21 protein-coding genes, 1 tRNA gene and 4 pseudogenes are annotated in these 22,597 nt (G+C 67.5%); 10 read left to right on the top strand and 16 right to left on the bottom strand.

The features are described from left to right. The first annotated feature begins 225 nt into the window (after nt 1-225). The gene (locus C6A87_RS13855; protein WP_311117719.1) at nt 226-879 is read left to right on the top strand and encodes a glycoside hydrolase; all 654 of its coding nucleotides are present in this window, start codon (nt 226-228) and stop codon (nt 877-879) included. Between the two features lie 99 nt (nt 880-978). Here the strand turns inward: C6A87_RS13855 and C6A87_RS13850 are convergent, their stop codons facing one another. After that, complete coding sequence (locus C6A87_RS13850) at nt 979-3,093, bottom strand: alkaline phosphatase family protein (RefSeq protein ID WP_396837060.1); 2,115 nt, start codon at nt 3,091-3,093, stop codon at nt 979-981. Nucleotides 3,094-3,203: 110 nt separating this feature from the next. Here C6A87_RS13850 and C6A87_RS13845 point away from each other — a divergent pair, with 110 nt between their 5' ends. The 3 genes from C6A87_RS13845 (at nt 3,204) to C6A87_RS13835 (ending at nt 5,169) form a co-directional block, all read left to right on the top strand. Next, complete coding sequence (locus C6A87_RS13845; protein WP_311117717.1) at nt 3,204-4,109, top strand: SDR family oxidoreductase; 906 nt, start codon at nt 3,204-3,206, stop codon at nt 4,107-4,109. A gap of 64 nt (nt 4,110-4,173) precedes the next feature. After that, nucleotides 4,174-4,794: a superoxide dismutase gene (locus C6A87_RS13840; protein WP_311117716.1), complete on the top strand. Its 621-nt coding sequence runs from the start codon at nt 4,174-4,176 to the stop codon at nt 4,792-4,794. A gap of 90 nt (nt 4,795-4,884) precedes the next feature. Then, nucleotides 4,885-5,169 (top strand): hypothetical protein, encoded by a 285-nt coding sequence (locus tag C6A87_RS13835; protein WP_311117715.1) that lies wholly within the window; start codon nt 4,885-4,887, stop codon nt 5,167-5,169. A gap of 123 nt (nt 5,170-5,292) precedes the next feature. On the opposite strand, the pseudogene arsB reads toward C6A87_RS13835, so the two are convergent. Both arsB and C6A87_RS13825 read right to left on the bottom strand, forming a co-directional pair. Continuing rightward, nucleotides 5,293-6,760, bottom strand: a pseudogene (gene arsB, locus C6A87_RS13830) (ACR3 family arsenite efflux transporter). Nucleotides 6,761-6,797: 37 nt separating this feature from the next. After that, nucleotides 6,798-6,936, bottom strand: a pseudogene (locus C6A87_RS13825) (hypothetical protein); the annotation flags it as partial. Nucleotides 6,937-7,031: 95 nt separating this feature from the next. Between C6A87_RS13825 and C6A87_RS13820 the strand changes: the two are divergent. Beyond that, nucleotides 7,032-7,388, top strand: coding sequence for an Rv2640c family ArsR-like transcriptional regulator (locus C6A87_RS13820; protein ID WP_311117714.1), 357 nt, complete (start codon nt 7,032-7,034; stop codon nt 7,386-7,388). On the opposite strand, the gene C6A87_RS13815 is transcribed toward C6A87_RS13820, so the two are convergent. Genes C6A87_RS13815 through C6A87_RS13790 form a run of 6 tightly spaced genes read right to left on the bottom strand, consistent with a single transcriptional unit; the run spans nt 7,389 to nt 11,251 of the window. After that, on the bottom strand, nt 7,389-7,991 hold the full coding sequence (locus C6A87_RS13815; protein ID WP_311117713.1) for an energy-coupling factor transporter transmembrane protein EcfT: 603 nt from the start codon (nt 7,989-7,991) through the stop codon (nt 7,389-7,391). It abuts the gene before it with no gap. Further along, nucleotides 7,988-8,683, bottom strand: a complete 696-nt coding sequence (locus C6A87_RS13810) for an ABC transporter ATP-binding protein (protein WP_311117712.1) — start codon at nt 8,681-8,683, stop codon at nt 7,988-7,990. The genes C6A87_RS13815 and C6A87_RS13810 overlap by 4 nt, the downstream gene beginning before the upstream one ends. Continuing rightward, complete coding sequence (locus C6A87_RS13805; RefSeq protein ID WP_311117711.1) at nt 8,676-9,293, bottom strand: biotin transporter BioY; 618 nt, start codon at nt 9,291-9,293, stop codon at nt 8,676-8,678. Before C6A87_RS13805 ends, C6A87_RS13810 begins: the two co-directional genes overlap by 8 nt. After that, on the bottom strand, nt 9,290-10,378 hold the full coding sequence (locus C6A87_RS13800) for a cation diffusion facilitator family transporter (RefSeq protein WP_311117710.1): 1,089 nt from the start codon (nt 10,376-10,378) through the stop codon (nt 9,290-9,292). Before C6A87_RS13800 ends, C6A87_RS13805 begins: the two co-directional genes overlap by 4 nt. Then, on the bottom strand, nt 10,375-10,785 hold the full coding sequence (locus C6A87_RS13795; RefSeq protein ID WP_311117709.1) for a metalloregulator ArsR/SmtB family transcription factor: 411 nt from the start codon (nt 10,783-10,785) through the stop codon (nt 10,375-10,377). Before C6A87_RS13795 ends, C6A87_RS13800 begins: the two co-directional genes overlap by 4 nt. A 37-nt stretch (nt 10,786-10,822) precedes the next feature. Then, on the bottom strand, nt 10,823-11,251 hold the full coding sequence (locus C6A87_RS13790) for a nitroreductase family deazaflavin-dependent oxidoreductase (protein WP_311117708.1): 429 nt from the start codon (nt 11,249-11,251) through the stop codon (nt 10,823-10,825). A 420-nt stretch (nt 11,252-11,671) separates the two neighbouring features. Between C6A87_RS13790 and C6A87_RS13785 the strand changes: the two genes are divergently transcribed. Continuing rightward, a complete protein-coding gene (locus C6A87_RS13785) occupies nt 11,672-12,388 on the top strand; it encodes a helix-turn-helix domain-containing protein (RefSeq protein ID WP_311117707.1) in 717 nt (238 codons plus the stop codon). Nucleotides 12,389-12,519: 131 nt separating this feature from the next. Further along, nucleotides 12,520-13,086, top strand: a complete 567-nt coding sequence (locus tag C6A87_RS13780; RefSeq protein WP_396837059.1) for an RES family NAD+ phosphorylase — start codon at nt 12,520-12,522, stop codon at nt 13,084-13,086. Between the two features lie 25 nt (nt 13,087-13,111). Here the strand turns inward: C6A87_RS13780 and C6A87_RS13775 are convergent, their stop codons facing one another. Then, nucleotides 13,112-14,206: an NADH:flavin oxidoreductase gene (locus C6A87_RS13775; RefSeq protein ID WP_311117934.1), complete on the bottom strand. Its 1,095-nt coding sequence runs from the start codon at nt 14,204-14,206 to the stop codon at nt 13,112-13,114. A gap of 302 nt (nt 14,207-14,508) precedes the next feature. Here C6A87_RS13775 and C6A87_RS13770 point away from each other — a divergent pair, with 302 nt between their 5' ends. Further along, nucleotides 14,509-15,387, top strand: a complete 879-nt coding sequence (locus tag C6A87_RS13770; protein ID WP_396837058.1) for a lysophospholipid acyltransferase family protein — start codon at nt 14,509-14,511, stop codon at nt 15,385-15,387. A 16-nt stretch (nt 15,388-15,403) separates the two neighbouring features. Here C6A87_RS13770 and C6A87_RS13765 read toward each other — a convergent pair whose 3' ends face one another. Continuing rightward, the gene (locus C6A87_RS13765; protein ID WP_311117705.1) at nt 15,404-15,862 is read right to left on the bottom strand and encodes a transglycosylase family protein; all 459 of its coding nucleotides are present in this window, start codon (nt 15,860-15,862) and stop codon (nt 15,404-15,406) included. A gap of 237 nt (nt 15,863-16,099) precedes the next feature. After that, nucleotides 16,100-16,312, bottom strand: a pseudogene (locus C6A87_RS13760) (transglycosylase family protein); the annotation flags it as partial. A 426-nt stretch (nt 16,313-16,738) separates the two neighbouring features. On the opposite strand from C6A87_RS13760, the pseudogene C6A87_RS13755 reads away from it, so the two are divergent. Then, nucleotides 16,739-18,247: pseudogene (locus tag C6A87_RS13755) on the top strand (HNH endonuclease signature motif containing protein). 341 nt (nt 18,248-18,588) lie between these two features. Here C6A87_RS13755 and C6A87_RS13750 read toward each other — a convergent pair. Further along, nucleotides 18,589-18,777: a hypothetical protein gene (locus tag C6A87_RS13750; RefSeq protein WP_003932155.1), complete on the bottom strand. Its 189-nt coding sequence runs from the start codon at nt 18,775-18,777 to the stop codon at nt 18,589-18,591. A 238-nt stretch (nt 18,778-19,015) separates the two neighbouring features. Next, nucleotides 19,016-19,089: transfer RNA gene (locus C6A87_RS13745), tRNA-Pro, on the bottom strand. 100 nt (nt 19,090-19,189) lie between these two features. On the opposite strand from C6A87_RS13745, the gene C6A87_RS13740 reads away from it, so the two are divergent. After that, entirely contained in the window at nt 19,190-20,674 is a 1,485-nt protein-coding gene (locus C6A87_RS13740) for a cryptochrome/photolyase family protein (protein ID WP_311117704.1), read from the top strand. Here the strand turns inward: C6A87_RS13740 and C6A87_RS13735 are convergent. Further along, on the bottom strand, nt 20,654-21,571 hold the full coding sequence (locus tag C6A87_RS13735; protein WP_311117703.1) for a sulfite exporter TauE/SafE family protein: 918 nt from the start codon (nt 21,569-21,571) through the stop codon (nt 20,654-20,656). The two genes, C6A87_RS13740 and C6A87_RS13735, sit on opposite strands and share 21 nt — an antisense overlap. A 213-nt stretch (nt 21,572-21,784) precedes the next feature. Then, a complete protein-coding gene (locus C6A87_RS13730; protein WP_311117702.1) occupies nt 21,785-22,567 on the bottom strand; it encodes a sulfite exporter TauE/SafE family protein in 783 nt (260 codons plus the stop codon). Between the last annotated feature and the right edge of the window lie 30 nt (nt 22,568-22,597).

The raw sequence follows: 22,597 nt of genomic DNA, 5'->3' as shown, positions 1-22,597 counted from the left end.
GTCGGGCTGCGCGGCTTCGTACACGGACATGGGACCTCCCGCCCTCGGGTTCGGCCATATCACCCGCGAGATCGGGTGAACCCGCCTTCCACCATAGAGCGGCTGACGCCGCCGTGACAGGTGTGGCCGTGATGGGCAAGCTGTCCCGTCACGGTTCAGAACCGATCGAAACGCGATGCCGCAATTGCCGCCCGGCCTGGGGACGGGCATTTAAGGTGACTCTCCGTGGGCACCAGGGTGTTAGCCAACGGGCGAGGACGGTGGTTGGCCGTCGCCACCTCGCTCCTGGTGTCCGCCGGCATGGTCTACGCCCAGACTTCGGCGCCGCCGAGGCAGGCGCACACACCACCGAACGCGGGCGCGCCGCAGTCTGCACCGCCCGAGGCGCTGACCCCCAGCCCGCTCACCGAGGCGGAGTTGCTGGCCGCCAGCGGACCGGCGGACGCCCGGGTGTTCGATCTCGCGCTACCGGCCGGCGTCGCGCCCGAGGGCGGTCTGCAGGTCAAGACCATCTGGGCGGCCCGCGCGATCAGCGCGATGTTCCCGGAGATCAAGACGATCGGTGGGTACCGGCAGGATCCGCTGAAATGGCATCCCAACGGTCTGGCCATCGACGTGATGATCCCGAACCACAACAGCGAGCAGGGCATCGAGCTCGGCAACCAGATCGCCGGGTACGCGCTGGCCAACGCGAAACGGTGGGGCGTGCTGCACGTGATCTGGCGGCAGGGCTTCTACCCCGGCATCGGCGCGCCGAGCTGGACCGCCGACTACGGCTCGGAGACGCTCAACCACTTCGACCACGTCCACATCGCCACCGACGGCGGCGGCTACCCCACCGGGGACGAGTCCTACTTCATCGCTTCGATGCAGCGGTAGCTCGGAAAGTACTCGCGCCGGTGACACCGGTGAGTCGCGCGACGACGTTCATCCCGGCAAGGTGAGACCGCGTCCGTCAAATCGTTCCCCCGCAGTTGCTCACGCCGCGACGGTGGCCGCTCCGCACGCGAACACCGCGCTCGAGACCCGTCCGTCGGTGCACACCAGCGCGACGAGATCCGGGGTAGACGCGTCCTGGGGCGACTGCGGGAAGCTCGGCGGGGCCGGCGGCCACAGCGGGAAGATGCTCGCGCCGGTGACACCGGTGAGCCGGGCCACGATCTGCGCGACGACGTTCGTTCCGACGTAGGTGAGACCGCCGATGATTCTGACCGGGATGATCGCCAGTGCCGCCAGCGGGCTGAGCAGGAAGATGCCCGCGTCGGCGATCGACTGCAGGCTCGCGGAGATGCCGGTGGTCAGCATGTCGACGTAGTAGGGCACCGAGGCGAAAATGGTGCGTGCGCCCAGCGCGAGGCTGGTCCCGATGTCGGGGTAACCGTACTTGCCGATGATGTCCTGCAACGTGCCGCGCAGCGCCTCGTCGTTGTCGACCGGCGTGACGTCGGCATCGCCGAGGTCGGTCAGCGAGACGCCGTCCAGATTGGCGACCGTCGGCTCGTAACCGAACAACGCCAGCGCCGTCGGCGTCACGTCCACGATCGAGTACTTGAGGTTGACCAGGCCCTCACCGAACAGCCCGGGGCTGCGGGCGATCACGAACGTCGTTGTCTCATCAGGCGATTGGAAACCGTGACCAAGCCCGAGTTGTGGTTGGTGGCCGTGGTCGGTGACCATCATGATGGTCCACTTCTCCCCGGTGGCGGCCTCCCACAACGCGACGGCCTGCATGATCTCGCCGAGGTTGCGGTCGAAATTCGCCAGAGCCGCGAGATACTCCGGCGAACCCCCGCCGTACTCGTGGCCGTTCTCGTCGATGCCGACGAAATAGCTGAACATGAAGTTCGCGGTGTCGGCACCGGCGGCGGCGATCGCGGCCTCGGTCAGGTCGCCGACCCGGTCATCGGACAGGAACCAGTTCGGGTCCCCCTCGATCGGCGCCACATTGAAGATGTTGTCCGCGCGCAGCCCCGTCGCCGCGATGGCCGAGATGACATCCCAGTTCGCGATCGAGGTGGTCTCGATGGCACCGTTGCTGAGCGCTTCCAGCTGGCTGAACACCGTCGGCCACTTCTGATAGGTCCACGGCGTGAAGACGTTGTTGATCACCCCCGTCTTCTCCCCCCAAGCGCCGGTCAGGATCGACGTCCAGGACGGATTCGAGATCGTGGTGTGCCCGACGATGGTGGATGCGGCGGTGGTGCTGCCCTGGATCAGACTCCAGAGGTTGGCCGTGATGTCGGGGTTGGCCAGCACACGGCTGAGGTTCAGGCCGTCCACACCGATCACCAGCACATTGGGAGTGCCGTCGTCGACGTACGCCGCCGCCGGCATGGTCGCCGCCATGCGGCGAAGAACGCTGCGCTCCAGCTCATCCCGCACCGCGGCCAGCGATGCCAGCATTACCGAGCCGTCAAGCGGTGTCACCGGAGTCGGTTCGGCCGGCGGCTTGAGCAGAGCGCTGACCACGTCAGAGATCAAGGTGACCAGGGTCGGCTCGGCCGCCGCCTCGGAGGTGTTCTCGGTGGTGGTGCTTGCGGTGGTGACGGTGGTGTTTGCGGTAGCGGTGGACGTCGACGTCGTCGTGGCCGCCGGGGCGGTCTCGACCGGATCCGGCTCGACTGCCTCGAGTGCATCGGTCTGCGGTGACGCCGCCTCCTCGGCCCCGGTCGGCTCGGCCGCGGGTTCCCTGGTCGGTGGTGTTGCAGCGGCGGACGCCCCGTTCGTCGATGTCACTGCCGAGTCGTCGGCGCCTTCCGGCTCCTCGGCGTCCTCGTCGGCCGCTTCCGGCTCGTCGGACTCGTCGGCGTCCTCGTCGCCGGCTTCCGGCTCGTCTGCATCGTCATCTGTGTCCCGGTCGTCTGCGACGTCCTGGTCCGCTTCGCCGCCGCCTCCGGTGTCGCCGGCGTCGTTCGCGGCTGACGTGTCGTTCGACGGCGCTGACGTGCTCTCCGACGAGGACTGGCTGGAACTGGAACCGGCGGAGTCGGTCGTTTCGGCCACGGCCACGCCCGGTGCGGACGCCACCGCCCAACCCACTCCCAACGTCACCGCGAGTGCTCCGACACGACCAACGTGGCTGGCGTAACCCATGACGATCCTTTGCTTGTTCGCTGATTGTGCTGTGCGTAAATTACGCTCCGGCCGGGCTACGCCGACCGTGTTTCACCAAGATCACCGCGTTTTGAGGCATCATTTGCTCGATGGGTGCGGCCTTGCAGGGGGCGGTTGCCGTGGTGGCGGGCGCGACGCGCGGCGCAGGCCGCGGAATCGCTGCCGGGCTGGGCGAGGCCGGGGCCACCGTGATCTGCACCGGACGCAGCAGCACACAAGCGCACCTGATCTCTGATTACGACCGGCCCGAGACCATCGAAGAGACCGCTCGCCTCGTCACCGACCTCGGTGGAACCGGGATCGCGATACCGGTAGACCATCTCGATCCCGAACAGGTACGGACGCTCGCCGACCGCCTCCGGGGCGAGTTCAGCCGCATCGATGTTCTGGTCAACGACATCTGGGGCGGCGAGATCCTCAAAGGCGGACCGGCGCAATGGAACACGCCGATCTGGCAACACGATCTAGAGGCCGGACTGCGGATCCTGCGGCTCGGAATCGACACCCATCTGATCACCTCGCACTACCTGCTGCCCCTTGTCATCTCCAAGCCCGGCGGCCTGCTTGTCGAGGTCACCGACGGCACAGCCAGCTACAACGCGACGCACTACCGCATTTCCACGTTCTACGACCTGGTCAAGAACGCGGTCAACCGACTGGCTTTCTGCCAGGGCCACGAACTCGCCGCGCACCGGGGCGCCGCCGTGGCAGTGAGTCCCGGCTGGCTCCGCTCTGAGATGATGCTCGACAACTACGGCGTCACTGAGGAGCACTGGCGCGACGCGTTGAACACCGGTAGGCCCGGTGGGCTTCCCACGGCGCCAACGGGATTCGCCCAATCCGAATCTCCGCGCTATGTGGGTCGAGGTGTCGCTGCCCTGGCGGCCGACCCGGACAAGCTTCGCTGGAACCAACAGTCGGTGACTTCAGCCGAACTGGCGATCGAATATCAGCTCACAGATATCGACGGAACCCGACCCAACTGCTGGATATGAGCCGACACGATGTGTGTAATCGCCGCGCGCGGGTAGTGAGGAAGGGACGAGCAGAAAGGACCTGATGACCGAGTACACCCTGCCCGAACTGGACTACGACTACGGCGCACTCGAGCCGCACATCTCGGGCCAGATCAACGAGATTCACCACAGCAAGCATCACGCCACCTACGTCAAAGGTGTCAACGACGCGCTGGCAAAGCTGGACGAGGCCCGCGCCGCCGGCGATCACAGCGCGATCCTATTGAACGAGAAGAATCTGGCGTTTCATCTCGGCGGACACGTCAATCACTCGATCTGGTGGAAGAACCTCTCCCCCAACGGCGGCGACAAACCGACAGGGGACCTCGCCGCGGCGCTCGACGACCAGTTCGGGTCGTTCGACAACTTCCGCGCGCAGTTCACCGCCGCGGCCAACGGTCTGCAGGGCTCGGGCTGGGCGGTGCTGGGATATGACAGCCTCGGGAAACGTCTGCTGACCTTCCAGCTGTATGACCAGCAGGCCAACGTTCCGCTCGGGATCATCCCGCTGCTGCAGGTCGACATGTGGGAGCACGCCTACTACCTGCAGTACAAGAACGTGAAAGCCGACTACGTGAAAGCGTTCTGGAACGTCGTCAACTGGGAGGATGTGCAGAACCGCTTCGCCGCGGCCACCAACAAGGCGCAAGGACTCATCTTCTAGCGCAAGCCGCCCGGAGTGGGCCGACCACGGCGGAACCACCGCAGCTCAGCGCCCCCGCTCACTTTCCGCGGACTCGCGCTCGATCTCCGCTTGCTCGCGGCGCGTATACGCTCCGCCGCGCTCGACATGCCGCTCGGCGCGCTCGCGCCGTTCACGTTCCCGCTGAGCGACGCTGCCTTCCCGTTCGTCCGCGGCCGTCTCGCGCTCGTCTGCGGTGATCTCGCGTTCGTCAGCGATCCGGTCACGCTCGTCGGCGACGCGTTCTCGTTCGTCCGCGAGCCATTCGCGTCTCGCAAGCGTGTCGTCGCGGTGTCTGGCCAGCGTCTCGCGGTGAGAGAGCGCTTCGCGCTCAGCGTCACTCGGCTGCCCTGCTGAAGAATTCGGACTCATGACTGGCACATCGCTTACCTCGAACCACCCGATCAGGTCCGGATGGCAACCTCAGCGTACGCGCACACGTTCGGGGCCACAGGCAAGCGACAGAGCCTGTTCTTCTGGCTACAACCCGTCGAGGAGTCGACGGACGCGACGTTCGATGTCGTCGCGTATCGGCCGCACGTTCTCCACAGGCTGTCCGGCCGGGTCGGGCAGGTCCCAGTTCTCGTAGCGTTTACCGGGATAGAACGGGCAGGCGTCTCCGCAGCCCATGGTGATCACGACGTCGGCGGCACGGACGATCTCGTCGGTCCAGGGCTTGGGATGCTCGGCGGTGATGTCGATGCCGACCTCGGCCATCGCGGCGATCGCGGACGGGTTGATCGCGTCAGCAGGCTCTGAACCGCCCGACCATGCGACGGCCCTGTCCCCGGCCAGATGGGTGAAGAACCCCAGGGCCATCTGCGAGCGTCCCGCATTGTGGGTGCACAGGAACAGGACGGTGGGTTTGTCGGTCATCGGGTGCTCCTCGACGGGGTGAATCGCCGCCGCAGTGCCAGCGAGACGTAAACCAGAGCGACCAGGACCGGTACCTCGATCAGTGGGCCGACCACTCCCGCGAGCGCCTGCCCGGAGGTGGCGCCGTAGGTCGCGATGGCAACGGCGATCGCGAGTTCGAAATTATTGCCGGCCGCGGTGAACGCCAGCGTGGTGGTGCGTTGGTAACCCAGCCCCAGCACCGCACCCAGCAGGTAGCCCCCACCCCACATGACGGCGAAGTAGACCAGCAGCGGAGCGGCGATGCGGACCACGTCCCACGGCCTGGCGGCGATCTGTTCTCCTTGCAGCGCAAAGAGAATCACGATGGTGAACAGCAGCCCGTACAGCGCCCACGGACCGATCCTGGGAAGGAACTCGGTCTCGTACCACGACCGCCCTCTGGCGCGTTCCCCGAACCGGCGCGTGAGGTAGCCGGCCAGCAGCGGGATGCCCAGGAAGACCAGCACCGACTTGGCGATCTGCCAGGGCGACGCCGAGATCGCGGTCTGCTCCAGCCCGAGCCAACCGGGCAGCACCGACAGGTAGAACCAGCCCAGCACCGCGAACATGGCGACCTGGAACACCGAGTTCAGTGCGACCAGCACCGCGGCGGCTTCGCGGTCCCCGCAGGCGAGGTCGTTCCAGATGATGACCATGGCGATGCAGCGGGCCAGACCGACGATGATGACGCCGGTGCGGTACTCGGGCAGGTCGGGCAGCAGTAGCCAGGCGAGCGCGAACATCAACGCCGGGCCGAGCACCCAGTTCAACGCGAGTGAACTCAGCAGGAGTCTGCGATCGCCGGTGACGGTGTCGAGCCGGTCGTAGCGCACCTTGGCCAGCACCGGGTACATCATGATCAGCAGGCCGCGATCGGCAGCGAGATGCCGTCGACCTGGATTCCGTTGAGAAACGAATCCAGGCCCGGCACCCAGCGTCCGAGCAGCAGACCGGCCGCCATCGCCAGTCCGATCCACACCGGAAGGAACCGGTCCAGCGTGGAAAGTCGTGTCGCAGAGATGTTCTCGCTGTCGCTCAGCGCTCGGCTCATGAGGTCAGCAGCACGGCGTCGTGAGCTTGCGACTGACGCCGAAGGTCTCCGAGTCGGCGAGCACCGTGCCGATCTCCTCTTCGGTGAACATGCCCTCCTCGGTCAACCGGGCGATCGCGGCGTGCACGGCCTCGCTCGAGATCGTCGACGTCGAGCGCCGGCTGCACACGGGACATCTCCGCCACCTCCAGGGTTGTGACATATATCGAATTCGTGTGGACATCATCGCCGACCTTTTCGATATATGTCAATCCTGTGGCACCATGGTCGTATGCCCAAAGCGCTACCGGTGATCGATACGACGACGCCGGTGTGCTGCGCACCGGTGGCCTCGGGACCGATGAGCGATGCCGACGCCCTCGAGATCGCGGTCCGCCTCAAGGCGCTGGCCGATCCGGCGCGGGTCCGGATCGTGTCGTATCTGTTCAGTTCCCCTGCGGGCGAAGAGAGTTCGGGTGATCTCGCGACCATCCTGGAGCTGGCCGAGTCGACGGTGAGCCATCATCTCGGCCAGCTCCGCAAGGCCGGGCTGGTGGTTTCCGAACGCCGCGGGATGAGCGTCTACCACCGCGTGCGGCCCGAGGCGCTGCAGGCGCTGTGCACCGCGCTCGACCCCAACTGCTGCTGATCAATCGATCCCGCGGGCGATCAGCGCCTCGCTGAAATCGTCGGCAGCGCGCAGTGCCGCGACGATCACCGGCACGAACACGATCCGCGGCGAGATTCGCAGCCCGCGTGCCCGGCGGGCCTCCTCGACCTGCCGGATGATCTCCACCAGCAGCGGGATCGACCGGATCGTCAGCGCCAGCGCGATGGCCACCTGCCGGACTGGGAATCCGAACCGCGCCAGCGGCGTCATCGCCCGGGTCGCGGCGTCCAGCATGTCGGCCGTCCTGGTGGTCAGCGTGACGATCGCGGCCAGGCACACCGCCAGCAGCAGCACCCCGCACACCACCAGCGCGCGCTGCCAGTCGGTGAGCAGCACCTGCAGCACGAAGATGAAGCCGACCACCCAGAAGACCTGGCACAGTTGCCTGATCAGCACCCGCGGGGACAACCGCGCCGAGGCCACGCCGACCAACACCGCGGCGGCCGCCACACCGAGCCGTGCCGGGGAGTTCACCACCACTGTCATCGTGACGATCAGCACGCCCAGGCCGACCAGCTTCGCCCCGGCAGGCATCCGGTGCAGCCACGACCGCCCGGGCCGGTAGTCCCCCAACACGGTCATGACATCAGCTGCCGATAGGCCGGCAGCGCGACCGACGGCACGTCGTCGGCCACCACCCGGCCGTCGTCGAGCACGACGACCCGATCGGCGTCACCCGCCAGATCGAGGTCGTGGGTGACCAGCACGAGTTGGGTGTCCAGGGCAGCGAACGCGGCCCGCAGCATCCTGGCGTTACGCAGATCGAGCAGGGTGGTCGGTTCGTCGGCTACCACGACCGACGGTTCGGTGACCAGTACCGTCGCCAGCGCCAGCAACTGCTTCTGGCCGCCGGAGAGCAGGTGGGCGGGCTGATCCGCATGACCGGCCAGGCCGAACCGTTCCAGCACCTGTGCCACCCGTTCGGCGCGGGCCCGCCGGTCCAGCGACAGGCGCGACAGTGACAGCTCGACGTCCTCGCCGACGGTGGGCATCAGGATCTGCCGGTCCGGGTCGGTGAACACGAACCCGACCAGGCGGCGCACCTGCTTGACGGAGCGCCTGGTGTCGAGGCCGTGCACGCGCACCGCTCCGCGGTCCGGCACGACCAGGCCGTTGAACAGCCGCGCCAGCGTCGACTTGCCGCTGCCGTTGGCGCCGACGACGGCGATCCGCCGCTCGGTCAGCGTCAGCGAGACGTCGCGCAGGACGGGGCGGTCACCGAACGCGTGCGACACGTTCTCGACGACGATCGCACCCGGTGGATCGTCAGCCATCGGCGGGGGCTGCCCGGCGGGACGTGATGAGACCGGGGCGGGCCCGGTGGACCTGCGCGGCGACATAGGCGCACACCACGGCTTTGGCGATGTCGCCGGGCACGTAGATGCCGTTGGTGGACAGTGCGGCCCACCAGGACAGGTCGGTGCGCAGCATCAAACCGACCGTGCCGAAGAGGTAGATCACCCCCATGCCGCCGACGACGTTGATGAGGATGCCCCACAGCACCCGGTAGCGCGGCATCATCAGTGCAGTCAGAAACCCGATCACGATGACGGCCGGCAACCAGCCGATGAAGAATCCGGCGGTCGGTGACGACAGCGACACCAGGCCGGTACGGCCGCCGGCCAGGATGGGCAATCCGGCGACGGCCAGGACCGCGAACAGCACGATCGCCAATGCGCCCTTGCGGGGCCCGAGGATGGACCCGGCCAACATCACGCCCAGGGTCTGCAGGGTGATCGGGACGCCGGTGGGTCCGAAAGTCAGGGTGCCGGGGAGGCCGAGCGCGGCGAGCAGGCCGGCGAACACCGCCGCCTGGGTCAGGTCGCGCCACTCGAAGCGACCGAACCGGGTGGTGCCGACGGGCTCGGACGTCTCAGGATTCACCCGGGAATTATCGTCGACGCCGGACCTCGCTCGGTAACCGCCACCGCCTCGTCGGCGCTGCCTGCGTGCGGGTAGGCGTGAATCACCGCCGAGGACAGCTTCGGCACGGCATGGGTGAGCTCGTGCTCGGCATCGTGGGCGAGGCGGTGCGCTTCGACCAGGCTCAACGCCGGGTCGACGTCCAGCTCGGCGTCGGCGTGCAAACGGTGTCCCACCCAGCGCATACGGACGTTCCGGACCCCGCGCACCCCGGGCCGGTCGGCCAGCGCCGCTTCGGCAGCGTCGACGAGCGCCGGGTCGACGCCGTCCAGTAGACGGGCGAAGACGTCGCGTACCGCGGTGCGCAGTACAGCGAGGATCGCGACGGTGATCACCAGCCCGATGATCGGATCGGCCAGGGGAAAACCGAGAGCCACCCCGCCGGCGCTGAAAAGCACTGCCAACGAGGTGAATCCGTCGGTGCGGGCATGTAGGCCGTCGGCCACCAGGGCTGCCGAGCCGATGCGCCGGCCGACGCGGATGCGGTAGAGCGCGACCCATTCGTTGCCGAGGAACCCGACCAGCCCGGCCAGTGCCACCCAACCCAGATAATCGATCGGCTGCGGGTGGATCAAACGCATGACGGCTTCGTATCCGGCGATGACGGCCGACATCGCGATCATCGCGACGACGAACAGCCCGGCCAGATCCTCGGCCCGGCCGAAGCCGTAGGTGAACCTGCGGGTGGCGGCTCTGGTGCCGAGCGAGAAGGCGATCCACAGCGGGATCGCGGTCAGCGCGTCGGCGAAGTTGTGGATGGTGTCGGCGGCCAGGGCCACAGAGCCGGAGATGACGACGATGACGACCTGTGCGAGCGTGGTCAGCCCCAGCACGACGAGGCTGATCTTGACCGCGCGAATGCCGGCGGCGCTGGATTCCAGTGCGTCGTCGATGCTGTCGGAGGCGTCGTGGCTGTGCGGCGCGAACACTTCCCGGACCGCGTGCCTCACGGCGCCGAAACGGCCGTGTTGCTCGTGGGCGTGGGGATGAGCGTGGGCGTGGGGATGAGCGTGGCCGTGGTGGTGCGCACCGCTTTCGTGACTCATGCGCGACGTCCGTTCCCGGAAGGTTGCTGCGGATCGGCATGCAGCGTCGCGAGATCGGCGGCGTCGCGGTGGTGCCCGGGAACGCCGGGTCCGGCGTGCTCGGCATTGAACACCGCGTCGGTGACCAACTGCCGGACGTGGTCGTTGTCCAGGCTGTAGAAGATCGTGGTGCCTTCGCGGCGCGGCCGGACCAGCCGCGCCATCCGCAGCTTCGCCAGATGCTGGGACACCGACGGCGCCGGTTTGCCGATGTGGGCGGCGAGGTCGTTGACCGACATCTCACGGCTGACGAGCGCCCACAGGATCTGTACGCGGGTCGCGTCGGCCAGCATCCGGAACACCTCGACTACCAGGTTCACCTCGTCGTCGGGTAACCGGCGGCCACAGGATCTACTATCTGCATCCATACGCAGATAGTAGATCAGATCCGCCGCACAGGGGACGTCAGACGCGGCGCAGAGCCAGCACCGGGATGGCCCGGATCCCGGCGGTCTTCTCCTCGTACTCGCCGAAACCCGGGTAACGGCGGGCCTGCTCGGCGTAGATGCGGTCCCGGTCCTCCCCCGTGACCTCGGTGACCGAGACATCGTGAGTCTCGGTGCCGATCTCGATGTTGGCCCGCCCGGCGGCGGTCAGGTTGTAGTACCAGGCGGGATTCGACGGGGCACCGGCCTTGGACGCGAAGACATAGATGGTGGAGGGGTCCTGCTCGTCCTGCAGGTACATCATCGGCGTCACGTTCTGTTTGCCGCTCTTGCGCCCGGTATGGTGCACGAGCACCACCGGAGCGCCTTCGAAGTTGCCGCCGACCCTTCCTCCGTTGGCACGAAACTCGTTGATGACCTTCGTGTTCCAGTCTTCGTTATCACTCATGCCGGCCTCCTGTCTGTCGGTTCGATGCCCGCCGGCGGGATCCAGTCGGGCGACGAGAACTTCGGGGCGTGGCCGTCGGTAGGCGTCGGGCGCCGGGCGGCGCTGCGGTCACGTCAGGCAGTTCCATGCAGTACCTGCGCACCTTCACCAGCAGCGCTTCGGCGTCGTCGGCTCTCATGGGACGTCCATTCACTTGCCCGGCCTCCCCGGCCAATACGGCGATCGCGCAAGCATTCCCGAGCAGTCCTGGTCCAGGCTAACGCCGGCTACTCGAGGGCGCCGGGCAATTCCGGTCTGCATGCGGCTCGCGCGACCGGGCAGGACTCGCAGGGAACCCTGCTCACCGCCCCGGCTGGGTTTTCACGCATGCCTGGCGAAGGCGATTTATGCTGCGTATCCTGCGTAGAGGAGGTGACAGGTATGACCGAGATCTTCGTCCTGGAACCCGCCGCGGCCGACGAGCCGACGAATCGCCTTCCGGAAGGCCTTCCGGTCGACGGTCCCGAACGCGGGCCGCTGGAGCGTGCCCTGCGCAAGGCCGGCCTGGCAGTGGTGCCCCTCGACGCGGTCATCGATCCGGCCGCGACGATCGATGATCGCCGGCAGCTGCGGGCGTCTGCGACATCGGTCGTCAACGCAGCGTCTGACGATGAGCTCGACCGCCTGCGCGCGGCCGTGACCGCCGACCCCGACGACGGACTCGATGAGAGATTCTGGGGGCAGGCACCAGACTCGACCACCGCCGCGCAGGCAGTGTTCGCCGACCTGAAGGACCAGTTCGCGCAGCGCCGCCAATTGTCGGCAGAGAGCATCAGCCGCGATGAAGCCGCACAGCTTCTCGACGTCGCGCCACAAAGCGTCACCGCCAAGCTCGCCGCCGGCAAGTTGATCGGATTCAAGGTCGGTCGCGAATGGCGCCTGCCGCTTTGGCAATTCAATCCCGACGACCCGTCCGGCGCCCTTCCCGACCTCGATGAGTTGCAGTCGGTGTTTCCGGGCGGAGTGGTCAGCCTCTCGCGATGGATGCAGCGCGAACAACCCGAGTTCGGCGGCCGCACCCCGCGCGCGGAGATGGTGTTGCACGGCAGCGCGTCCGTGATCGCGCTGGCGCAGGCCCTCACATCGGCCGCGTGGTAAGAGCGCTCGACGCTCCAACGCGTCCGTTGCCGCGAGCGGCCGGGTTCCGCTGGAACTGGACGCCACGCCCAAACTCTGCGCGGTGGAGGTGGTGCCGCGTGTACCACCGTGGCGCTCACACCCCGGACGGGATGACCTTCCGTCGATTCGGACCGCTCCACCGGTTCGACCACCACCACGAGGCCAACCCCCCGCAGCTCGATCCCGATGGTCGACGCGTTCTCTACGTCGGCGCTGACCTGGCCACCTCAGCGAGTGAAGTTTTCGGCGATGCGGGGATCGCCGCCGTCTGCCCTCGGTACCGGGTGTCAGTGGTGGCACCCACCGCGGCGCTGCCCTTGTTCGATCTCACAAAGTCTGGAGCAGCCATGGCTATCGGGGCACTGCCCAGCCTCGCCGATGGCCACGAGGCTCGCGCGCTCACCCAGCAGTGGGCTCGCGCCATCTTCGAAGACCAGCCAGCCGGGGCCGCCGTCCGGGGCGTGCGTTACCGCACCGCTCACAACTTCGGATACTCAATCGCCCTGTGGGACAGCGATGATCGCGTCGAGGTCGTGCGGGACAGCACCGGCCGACCACAAGATCACGCGTTGGATCGCCCGGCGCTCCTGGGGCGCCTCCAGGTCGAGATGCGTAAACGCCGCATCAGCGTCACGACGGTGCCGGAAAGTGACTGCACCCTGTGCCGGCGCGGATGACAGCCGACGCCCCCTGCGCCGCACGTCAGGCGAGTGAGGCCAACGCGGTCGCGGGGTCGTAGCCGGCGAACGCGTCGAGTTCGCCGTCGCGGAGGCGATTCACCCACGCCGGGTCGGCGAGCAGCGCGCGCCCGATCGCCACGATGTCGAACTCGCCGGCCCCGAACTGTTCGACCAGACGCTCCACAGGAGCCGGCTGGATGACCTGGCCCTGCTTCTCGCTGCGGAATTGCGTCTCCAGACCGACAGAACCCACCGCGATGACCGGCAGCCCGGCGACCTTCTTGGTCCAGCCCGCCAAGCTGAGCTGGCTGTCGTGGTCGGGGAACGCAGGCACGTAGTGCCGGCGCGTCGACGGGTGGAAGACGTCGACGCCGGCTTCGACCAACGGGGTGAGCAACTCCTGCAATTGCGTCGGATCGTCGGCGATGGAGGCCGTGTAGTCGAGGCCCTTCCACTGCGAGAACCGGAAGATGACGGGGTAATCCGGGCCGACCGCGGCGCGCACCGCGGCCACTACCTCGGCGGGGAATCGGGTGCGTGCGGCGAGATCGCCCCCGTAGCCGTCGGTGCGGGCATTCGTCCGCGCCCAGAAGAATTCGTCGAGCAGGTAGCCGTGGGCCCCGTGCAGTTCGACGGCGTCGAAGCCGACCTCGCGGGCGGTACGTGCGGCCTGTGCGAACAAATCGGCGATGCCGGGGAGTTCGCCGGTGTCCAGCGCCCGCCCCTTGGGCCGGCCGAGCCCGTCCACTCCGGACGGACTGACCGGCGTGACTCCGTCGGCGTCGTCGCGCTCGGCGCCCTGGTGCCACAGCTGCGCGGCGATCGTGCCACCCTCGGCGTGCACTGCGGCCACCACGCGTGACCAGCCGGCGAGGACATCGTCACCGGCGATCGTCGGGATGGCGAACGGGTAACCCGCGGCCGGGTCGGGCAGTCGGACCCCTTCTGTGATGATCAGCCCGACACCTCCGGCGGCGCGACGCCGGTAGTACTCGGCAACGTCGGCGCCGGGCACCCCGCCGGGCGAGGCCTGCCGGGTCATCGGCGCCATGGCGAACCGGTTGGGCACCGTCAGCGAGCGCACGGTCAGGGGCTGGAAGAGGTCTTGGATGGCCACGACGTTCTGCAACACCGGGATGGCGACGGTGATTCCGCGTCGCGCTTGCACGCCGTCGGGTGGTGTCGCACGCCCAGACGGACCAGCGGCCGCGGACCGCCCGGCCCTGGGATCATCGAGGCCACGGCGCGCCATCAAACACCGAATTGCATTGCGGCAGAGTCCCCGTACGCTGTCCTGCCGCGCACTCAGGCCCGGTTTGTACAATCGGGGGAACAAGAAGCCCTCCCGACCGGCGCCGGTACCCTTCGGACTCCGAGGTCTCACACGTCCTCAGGTCGGCGGACTGCCCCTGGGAGAGGATGGCACGCAATGACTGCGAACGCCGACGCACCCCTGCGGGCAGCGACGTCATCGTCGTCCCCCCGGGCGAACGCATGTGGCGCACCCTGCTCACGGTCGCCGCCGACAATCTCGAACCGCTGATGAATCTGTATCGCCCCTACGTCGAGGGTCTGGACGGTCTGCCGGCCGACGGCCGCTTCCTGATCGTCGGCAATCACACACAGATGTCGTTCGCCGAGATCGTGATGATCCCGTACTTCGTGCGCCACACGATTGGCAAACAGGTCCGGCCCCTGGCCGACCGGCAGTTCGGAAAGGCCAGGGGGTTGCAGGCCGATCTGATCGCCGCCTACGGCGCGGTGGTGGGCTCCCCCGAGACGGCCGGCGCACTCATGCGTCACGGCGAGACCATCCTGGTCTTTCCAGGTGGTGGCCGCGAGATCGCGAAGTTCAAAGGTGAGGAATACCGGCTGCGGTGGGACAACCGCTACGGCTTCGCTCGCCTGGCCAGCGATCACGACTATCCGATCGTCACCGCTGCACTGGTCGGCGCGGACGACGTCTACACCAGCCTGGTCACCCGCGACAGCGTGTGGGGCCGGTTCAGCGGTTGGCTCGGTAAGCGCACCGGCGGACCGCCGGACATGGCCATGCCACTGCTGCGCGGGGTCGGGCCAACCCTCATTCCCCGCCCGCAACGGATGTACCTTCGTTTCGGGCCGCCCATCAGCTCATCACCGCCGGACGGCGTCGAGCGGGAGGCGTGGATAGTCAAGCTCAAGGCCGAGGTGCAGGCGCAGCTGGAATCCGACCTGGACGACCTCCGACGTATCCGCAGCAGTGACCCGTACCGGGAGCTCAATCCGCTGGCCTGGCGGTCCGCGGTCATGCCGTGACGGTGCCGGGCCGGGCTCAGCGGGCCAGCATGGAAGCGACAGCGCGCGCCTGATTCGTCAGCGCGGCACACATCCTGCCGAGGTTCACGACGCCGAACTGGATCCCGGACATCACCCGGCATGCGCTGCCGGTACCGGGAGGAGCCGAAGACCTCGGGGACAGAGCGAACGCCCCACAGACAGGCCAGGCACCGATACCTTGCGTGCGCAGCACACGCTCGGCGATGAGTATCTGGTACTCGCGCGGAGTTCGTTCCGGGGAGCCGACGCCGCCGTGCTCCCGCCAAGTCGCCGGCAGAAACTGCAGGCCGCCGTAGAACCCGTTGCCGGTGTTGATCGCCCAGTTGCCGCTGGATTCGCACTGAGCGACCGCGTCCCAGTTCACGGTGCTGGCGTGAGCGTTCGGCGTTGCCACCGCGACCGACGCCGTCGACAGCGCTGCCGCGGTCAGTGCCACGCCTACTCCTCGGAGCATGTGCACGGAATTCCCCCTCGGCCGCCGAACGTGTGAACCTCACGCACCGACGTGGTGGTCGATTTCGGATGACCGTCATTGTTACTGCTGATCTCTCAGTGAACGTTGAGGAGATTGTGATAGAAGTTCATAACTTTCTGGTGACCTACGTCTCATCTGCGGTCGGGGGCGATGGCCATGCGCTGCCGGTACCGGCAGGAGCCGACGACCTCGGGGAAAGGGCGAAAGCGCCGCAGACGGGCCAGCGCCGATCCCCTGCGTGCGAAGGACCCGTTCGGCGACCATGATCTGGTACTCACGTGGCGTTTGCGCCGGCGAGCCAACACCGCCGTGTTCGCGCCAGGCGGACGGCAAGAACTGCAGGCCGCCGTAGACCCCGTTGCCGGTGTTGGCGGCCCAGTTGCGGCTGGATTCGCAGTGCGCGAACGCATCCCAATTCACCGTGCCGGCATGCGCGGTCGGTGCAGCCACGGCCAACGACGTTGTGGACAGCGCAGTGCGGTCAGCGCCGCACCCAACACCTTGCGCATGCGCAACGGATGTCCCTTCAAAGCTGAACGATGCGCAGCGCAATTGTTATCTGTGTTCTCGGAATGAAGGCTGAGGAGACTGTGAAATTTGTTCATGAAACTCACGCGTCAGGGCATGTAGGTCCGAGGGGGTATAGCGGGGGGCACCGCGTTCGACGGCGCTCTCGGAGCGCTGTCGCACCCAGATCATCAGGTTCGCCTGTTCGATTTCGGTCGCCGTATTCGGCAGCGCTGCAGGGTATTCCAACCAACTGCTGAACCGGAATCCCAACGGACGATGTCGGACGATCGCAGCCCGACCGTCGGGGTCGAAGCATCTTGAAGGACTGGATTTGTCGGTGGTCGAATGTATGTTCGATATATGGCGGGTGGGGACTTGCAAAGCGCGGTCAGCGCGGTGCGGGCTGCATTCGAGGAGGTGGCCGCGTACGAGGTGGATCTGCTGACGCGGCCGGATCTTGTTGCCGTTCTGGACGACCTCGAGACTCTGTCGTGCCAACTACCGGCGATGAGCCACCGGCTGCTGGCGCGGTTGCAGGCCGAGGCCACTCCGCAGCAGATGGGCGCGAAGTCCTGGAAAGACGTCCTCACGACTCGGTGGCGGATCTCGGGGTCGGAGGCCCACCGGCGGCTGGCCGAGGCCGAGGTGTTGGCACCGCGGAGGTCGTTGACCGGGCCGCCGTTGCCGCCGCTTTTGCCGGCGACTGCGATGGCCCAGGCGCGCGGCTGGATCAACGCCGAACACGTCGAAGTGATCCGAAAATCGAGCAAGAAGGTACCGGGCTGGGTGGACACCGCCACCCGGGAGCAGTTCGAGGTCGACCTGGTGCGTACTGCGGTGGGCAATGGCCCGAAGGAGTTGAAGGACTCCGCGGATCGGACGTTGTTCCTGATGGATCAGGACGGTCCGGAGCCTGATGACACCGAACGTGCCCGCAAGCGCGGCGTCTCGTTAGGTAAGCAGGGCGCCGACGCGATGACCACCATGACTGCGCAGTTGACCCCGGAGGCCCGCGCGGTGTTGGAGGCGATCTTCGCCAAGTACGCCGCCCCCGGAATGTGTAACCCCGACGATCCCGAACCCTGCACTTCCGGCACACCTCGCAAGCCCAGATTGACAACGATCAACGCAGCCTGGCCCAGCGCCAGCACGACGCCTTCGTCGCGGTCGGTCGTATTGCGCTAATGAGCGGGGAACTCGGGAAGCTCAATGGGTTGCCGGTGTCGGTGATCATCCGCACCACGTTGCAAGATCTGGAATCGCGGGCCGGAGTCGGTGTCAGCGGTGGCGGCACCGTCCTGCCGATCGCCGACGTCATCCGGATGGCCGGGCATGCCAACCACTATCTGGCGGTGTTCGACCGCGCGACCGGGTCGGCGTTGGATCTGTTCCGCACCAAGCGGCTGGCCTCTCCGGCGCAGCGGATCATGCTGATCGCCCGCGACGGCGGCTGCACGAAACCGTGCTGCACCGTCGGCGCCTACGGATCCCAGGTCCATCACGTGGTCGCCGATTGGGTCGACGGCGGCAACACCAACATCGACGAACTCGGCCTGGCGTGCGGGCCGGACAACCGGTCGGTCACCGAGGGTGGTTGGAGCACCCGGATGAACGAGCGATGCGAGGTGGAATGGATTCCCCCGCCCGACCTGGACAAGGGGCAAGCCCACGTCAACAACTACCACCGCCCCGAACGCCTCCTCCGTCCACCCGAGGAGCCAGAGCTGTTGCGCGACAACCACAGTGTGGTGCCCGGCGCTGCGATCAGTGACGCCGAGACGGACGAGCCCCCGACGGCCGACGAGCACGGACAAGCCGGCGGGCCGGGCACCACCCGACAATGAGGCGGCCTGATAGTCCCCGAGCGGAAAACCGCGGACCTGAAGTCGATCCGCTGCTATTCCGTGTCTCGCGACATCACGGCAACCAATCGAGCGACCAGCATGGCTCACTCAGGCGGCCAGGAAGGCGTCTTTCAGGGCTGATGATGTGGCACAGGGCTGAGCGCCGCCTGTGGTGATTTGTCGGGTCGAATCGGTTCAACCACGTCTGCCATAGCCAGGCTGGCTCTATGGTGCGCCGTCAAGCTCGTGCGCCACGGCGAGAATGTCGCCGATGCCCTGCCGCGCAGCCCGCGGTAGACGTTCAGCATTCGTTCGCGCTGTGCGCCGCTGATGAACTGCTGCCAGAGCGGGTTAGGCGACCTCTCCTCGAGAGCGCTGCATCGCAGGCCCTGTCTCGATCCGCACCCGCAGCATCCGCATGTAACCACGCATCCACAGCTTCGCGAGAACCAGCGACTGACCCGCGTACGGGTTGCGGTCGCCGGGATCGGCTAGTGAACCCTCATACAACGCGAACACGTACTCCGCACGCTTCGACACCCGGCCATTATGTAGGCACGCACGCCGCGAACCTCGAAACACACGCTGCGCGCGGGGACCAAGACCGCGCCCGTTGACCCGTCGGCGCGCATCACCGGAGATCTGTGCGGGGCATCGACGCCGTCGCTTTGGGTGAAAGGGCCTCGGCGACGCGTTGGGACATTGAAGGCGGTATGCCAAGGCACTACGGAATGGAGAAAGGCGGCTCCCGTTCTCCGGAAACCGCCTCTGACCTACGTCGGGCTGACAGGATTTGAACCTGCGACCACTTGACCCCCAGTCAAGTGCGCTACCAAGCTGCGCCACAGCCCGCGGCGCTGCCGGGATCGCCGGCAGCGGTCGAAAGCTTACATCAGCGTGACACCGGAATCCCAACCGCGGTGGTCGTCGCGGTTCGGGGCATCCCTGCGGGGTGAGCGCCGATGACACTCCCCTGTGGTTGTTCGCCGATCAGCTCGGCCCGGCCGTCCACGGCGGCGAGCACGCCCACCGCGAGATCGTCCTCATCGAAGCCCGATCAGCGCTGGCCAAGCGGCGCTACCACCGCCAGAAACTGCACCTCGTGCTCTCGGCCCTGCGCCATGCCGAGCGCGACCTCGGCGACCGCGCCACCCTGCTCCGGGCCGACACCTACACCGACGCGCTCACGCAGTTCAAACGTCCCGCGCTCGTCCACGAACCGACCTCGCATGCCGCCGAACTCTTCGTGCACCGGCTCAGGAAGAAGGGATTGGTCGCCGATATCCTGCCGACGTCGACCTTCGCGTTGTCCCGCAAGGATTTCCAAGATTGGGCCGGCGAGCGCACCCGGTTCCGGATGGAGGACTTCTACCGCGACCAGCGCCGCCGCTTCGGCGTGCTGATGAACGGCTCCGAACCTGTCGGCAACCGGTGGAACTACGACGAGGACAACCGTGAGTCCCCGCCCAAGAAGCAGACCACCCTCGACGTCCCCGCCCCGTACAAACCCCGCGAGGACGACATCGACGACCAGGTCCGCCACGATCTCGACGCGATGAATCTCGACACCGTCGGCGCCGACGGGCCGCGCCTGTTCGCCGTCACCCCCGCCGAGGCCCAACGCGCGCTGACCCGGTTCGTCGAGCACCGACTCCCCCACTTCGGCCGGTACGAGGACGCGATCATGGACGACGACTGGGCGATGGCGCACTCCCTGCTGTCGGTCCCGCTCAACCTCGGCGTGCTGCACCCGCTCGAAGCTGTGGACAAAGCCGAACAGGCCTACCGGGACAAGCAGGCGCCGCTGGCGGCCGTCGAGGGCTTCATCCGCCAGATCCTCGGCTGGCGCGAGTACATGTGGCACCTCTACTGGCATTTCGGCCCCGACTACACCGACCACAACGAACTCGACGCCCGCACGCCGCTGCCGGACTGGTGGACCGACCTGGACGCCGACGCCGTCACCGCACGGTGTCTGCACGACGCACTCAAGGGCGTCCGTGACCGCGGCTGGACCCACCACATCCAACGCCTGATGATCCTCGGCAGCCACGCGCTGCAGCGCGGATACCGGCCCGACGAACTCACCGACTGGTTCGCCACCGCCTACGTCGACGGGTTCCGCTGGGTGATGCCCACCAACGTCGTCGGCATGAGTCAACATGCCGACGGCGGGCTGCTGGCCACCAAGCCGTACACCTCTGGCGGCGCGTACATCAACAAGATGAGCGACCACTGTGGGGACTGCGCCTATGACCCGAAGAAACGCCTCGGCGACGACGCGTGTCCGTTCACCGCCGGCTACTGGGCCTTCACCCACCGCCACCGCGACCTACTCGCGCGGAACATGCGCACCCGCCGCGCGGTGTCCTCGATGGAGCGGCTCAGCGACCTCGACGCGGTGCTGGAGCAGGAGTCAGCGCGCGACCGGTTCTGAGGCCGGCGCCGCCGCAGCGGACTCCGGAGCCACCTGCGGAGCCCGCGACACCCGCCACGCGTAGACCACCAGCGACGCCCAGGCCACGACGATCAGCGTGTAGATCGCGGTGGACCACGGCCACTGAATATCGAAGAAGTGCACCAGCTTCTGGCTGTTGGTGAGCACGATGACGCCGCCGACCGCAGTGCCCAGCAGCGCCGGGCTGATCCGGCTCACCAGCCACGCCGCGAACGGCGCGGCGACCACCCCGCCGACCATCAGGCCGAGCACCACCGGCCAGTTCTCCAGGAATTCCTGACGCAACCCGATCAGGAAGCCCAGCGACGCCGACACCGCCACCAGGAACTCCGACGCGCTGACCGAACCGATCACCGTCCGCGGCGCGGTCTTGCCCTGGGAGAGCAGGGTGCTGGTGGTCACCGGACCCCAGCCGCCACCGCCGGACGCGTCGATGAAACCGCCGAACAGACCGAGCGGGGCCAGGAACTTGACGCTGTGACTGCTCCCCCGCGTCCCGAAGGTCAACGGCGTGCGCAGCGAGAACCGCAGCAGCACATAGGCACCGATGCCCACCAGGATCGCCGCCATCAACGGGGCGGCGTGCTCGGTGGACAGCGACGACAGCACGGTGGCGCCCAGGAAGGCGCCCACCGCGCCGGGCACACCGAGCTTGGCCACCAGCGTCCAGTCGATGTTCTTGAACTTCCAGTGCGACAGCCCGGACGCGAACGTGGTGCCGACCTCGGCGAGGTGCACCGCCGCGCTGGCCTGCGCCGCCCCCACACCGGAGAGCACCAGCAACGTCGTCGCGGTGACCCCGAACGCCATGCCGAGGGCACCGTCCACGAGCTGGGCGCCGACTCCGACGAAGGTGAAGATGAGAAGCGAACGCATGGCTGCCTTCAGGAGGCGGTCGCCGCGCGGCGACCGGAGGGATTACGGGTGGGCGCGTCAGGGACGCGGACAACACCACTCGTCGAAGGCCATCAGCCGACGCGACGGCCAGAAGGGCTCCAGCGCAGAAATCTCCGACGGCGACAGCGCGACCAGCACGCGAACAGCCATCGAGGTTCCCATCATCGAGTCGATCCCAAAATCCGGTTCAGCCTACACGGTGACAAGTCGATACAGCCCGATGAGGCCGACCACGACGATCACCGCGCGCAGCGCGCCCGGGGACAGCCGGCGGCCATAGTGCGCGCCGGCGAAACCGCCGAGCAGCGATCCGATCGCGATCAGGCCCGCCGCAGCCCAGCTGATCCGGTCGAACGCCACCACGGTGTAGGCCACCGCGGCCACGATGTTGACGATCAGCGACAGCAGATTCTTGACCGCGTTCATCCGCTGCATGTCGTCGGGCAGCAGCGCACCCATCACGGCGATCAACAGGATCCCCTGTGCCGCCGTGAAATATCCGCCGTACACGCCGACCGCGAACGTGCCGGCCACCAGCGCGACCATCCTCGCCGTCGACACGTGGTCGAGCGAGCGGCCCGCGGCCTCGGCCCGCTGCTTGGCCCACGACTGGATACGCGGCCCGATCACCACCAGCGCCAGCGCGAGCACCAGCAGCACGGGGACGACCTGGGTGAACACCTTCTCGGGCAGATGCAGCAGCAGCCAGGCCCCGCCGAGGGCGCCGAGGAACGAGGCCGGGATCTGCCAGCGAAGCCGGCTCCACTGCCCGCGCAGTTCGCGTCGGTATCCCCAGGTGCCCGACAGCCCGCCTGCGACCAGGCCGACGGCGTTCGACATCGTCGCGGTCACGGGCGGGAACCCGAGCGCCACCAGGGTCGGGAAGGTGATCAGCGTGCCGGAGCCGACGAGCGCGTTGATCGCACCGGCGCCGACACCGGCGAGCGCGATGAGGACCATGTCGAGAACGGACACCCGGCTCAGCCTAACGGCGATCGGGCGCCG

It is taken from the genome of Mycobacterium sp. ITM-2016-00317, from assembly GCF_002968295.1.
Classification (GTDB): domain Bacteria; phylum Actinomycetota; class Actinomycetes; order Mycobacteriales; family Mycobacteriaceae; genus Mycobacterium.
Note: the sequence above shows the minus strand (reverse complement) of the source record. Positions and strands in the feature narration are given on the sequence as shown.

Bases quoted from the DNA above. Each gene is read 5' to 3' on its own strand.
- C6A87_RS13780 (WP_396837059.1), top strand. From the start codon at position 12,520: ATGACCTTCCGTCGATTCGGACCGCTCCACCGGTTCGACCACCACCAC.
- C6A87_RS13790 (WP_311117708.1), bottom strand. From the start codon at position 11,251: ATGAGTGATAACGAAGACTGGAACACGAAGGTCATCAACGAGTTTCGT.
- C6A87_RS13845 (WP_311117717.1), top strand. From the start codon at position 3,204: ATGGGTGCGGCCTTGCAGGGGGCGGTTGCCGTGGTGGCGGGCGCGACG.
- C6A87_RS13850 (WP_396837060.1), bottom strand. From the start codon at position 3,093: ATGGGTTACGCCAGCCACGTTGGTCGTGTCGGAGCACTCGCGGTGACG.
- C6A87_RS13765 (WP_311117705.1), bottom strand. From the start codon at position 15,862: ATGCTCCGAGGAGTAGGCGTGGCACTGACCGCGGCAGCGCTGTCGACG.
- C6A87_RS13820 (WP_311117714.1), top strand. From the start codon at position 7,032: ATGCCCAAAGCGCTACCGGTGATCGATACGACGACGCCGGTGTGCTGC.
- C6A87_RS13810 (WP_311117712.1), bottom strand. From the start codon at position 8,683: ATGGCTGACGATCCACCGGGTGCGATCGTCGTCGAGAACGTGTCGCAC.
- C6A87_RS13815 (WP_311117713.1), bottom strand. From the start codon at position 7,991: ATGACCGTGTTGGGGGACTACCGGCCCGGGCGGTCGTGGCTGCACCGG.
- C6A87_RS13735 (WP_311117703.1), bottom strand. From the start codon at position 21,571: ATGCGTTCGCTTCTCATCTTCACCTTCGTCGGAGTCGGCGCCCAGCTC.
- C6A87_RS13795 (WP_311117709.1), bottom strand. From the start codon at position 10,785: ATGGATGCAGATAGTAGATCCTGTGGCCGCCGGTTACCCGACGACGAG.
- C6A87_RS13800 (WP_311117710.1), bottom strand. From the start codon at position 10,378: ATGAGTCACGAAAGCGGTGCGCACCACCACGGCCACGCTCATCCCCAC.
- C6A87_RS13840 (WP_311117716.1), top strand. From the start codon at position 4,174: ATGACCGAGTACACCCTGCCCGAACTGGACTACGACTACGGCGCACTC.
- C6A87_RS13770 (WP_396837058.1), top strand. From the start codon at position 14,509: ATGGCACGCAATGACTGCGAACGCCGACGCACCCCTGCGGGCAGCGAC.
- C6A87_RS13785 (WP_311117707.1), top strand. From the start codon at position 11,672: ATGACCGAGATCTTCGTCCTGGAACCCGCCGCGGCCGACGAGCCGACG.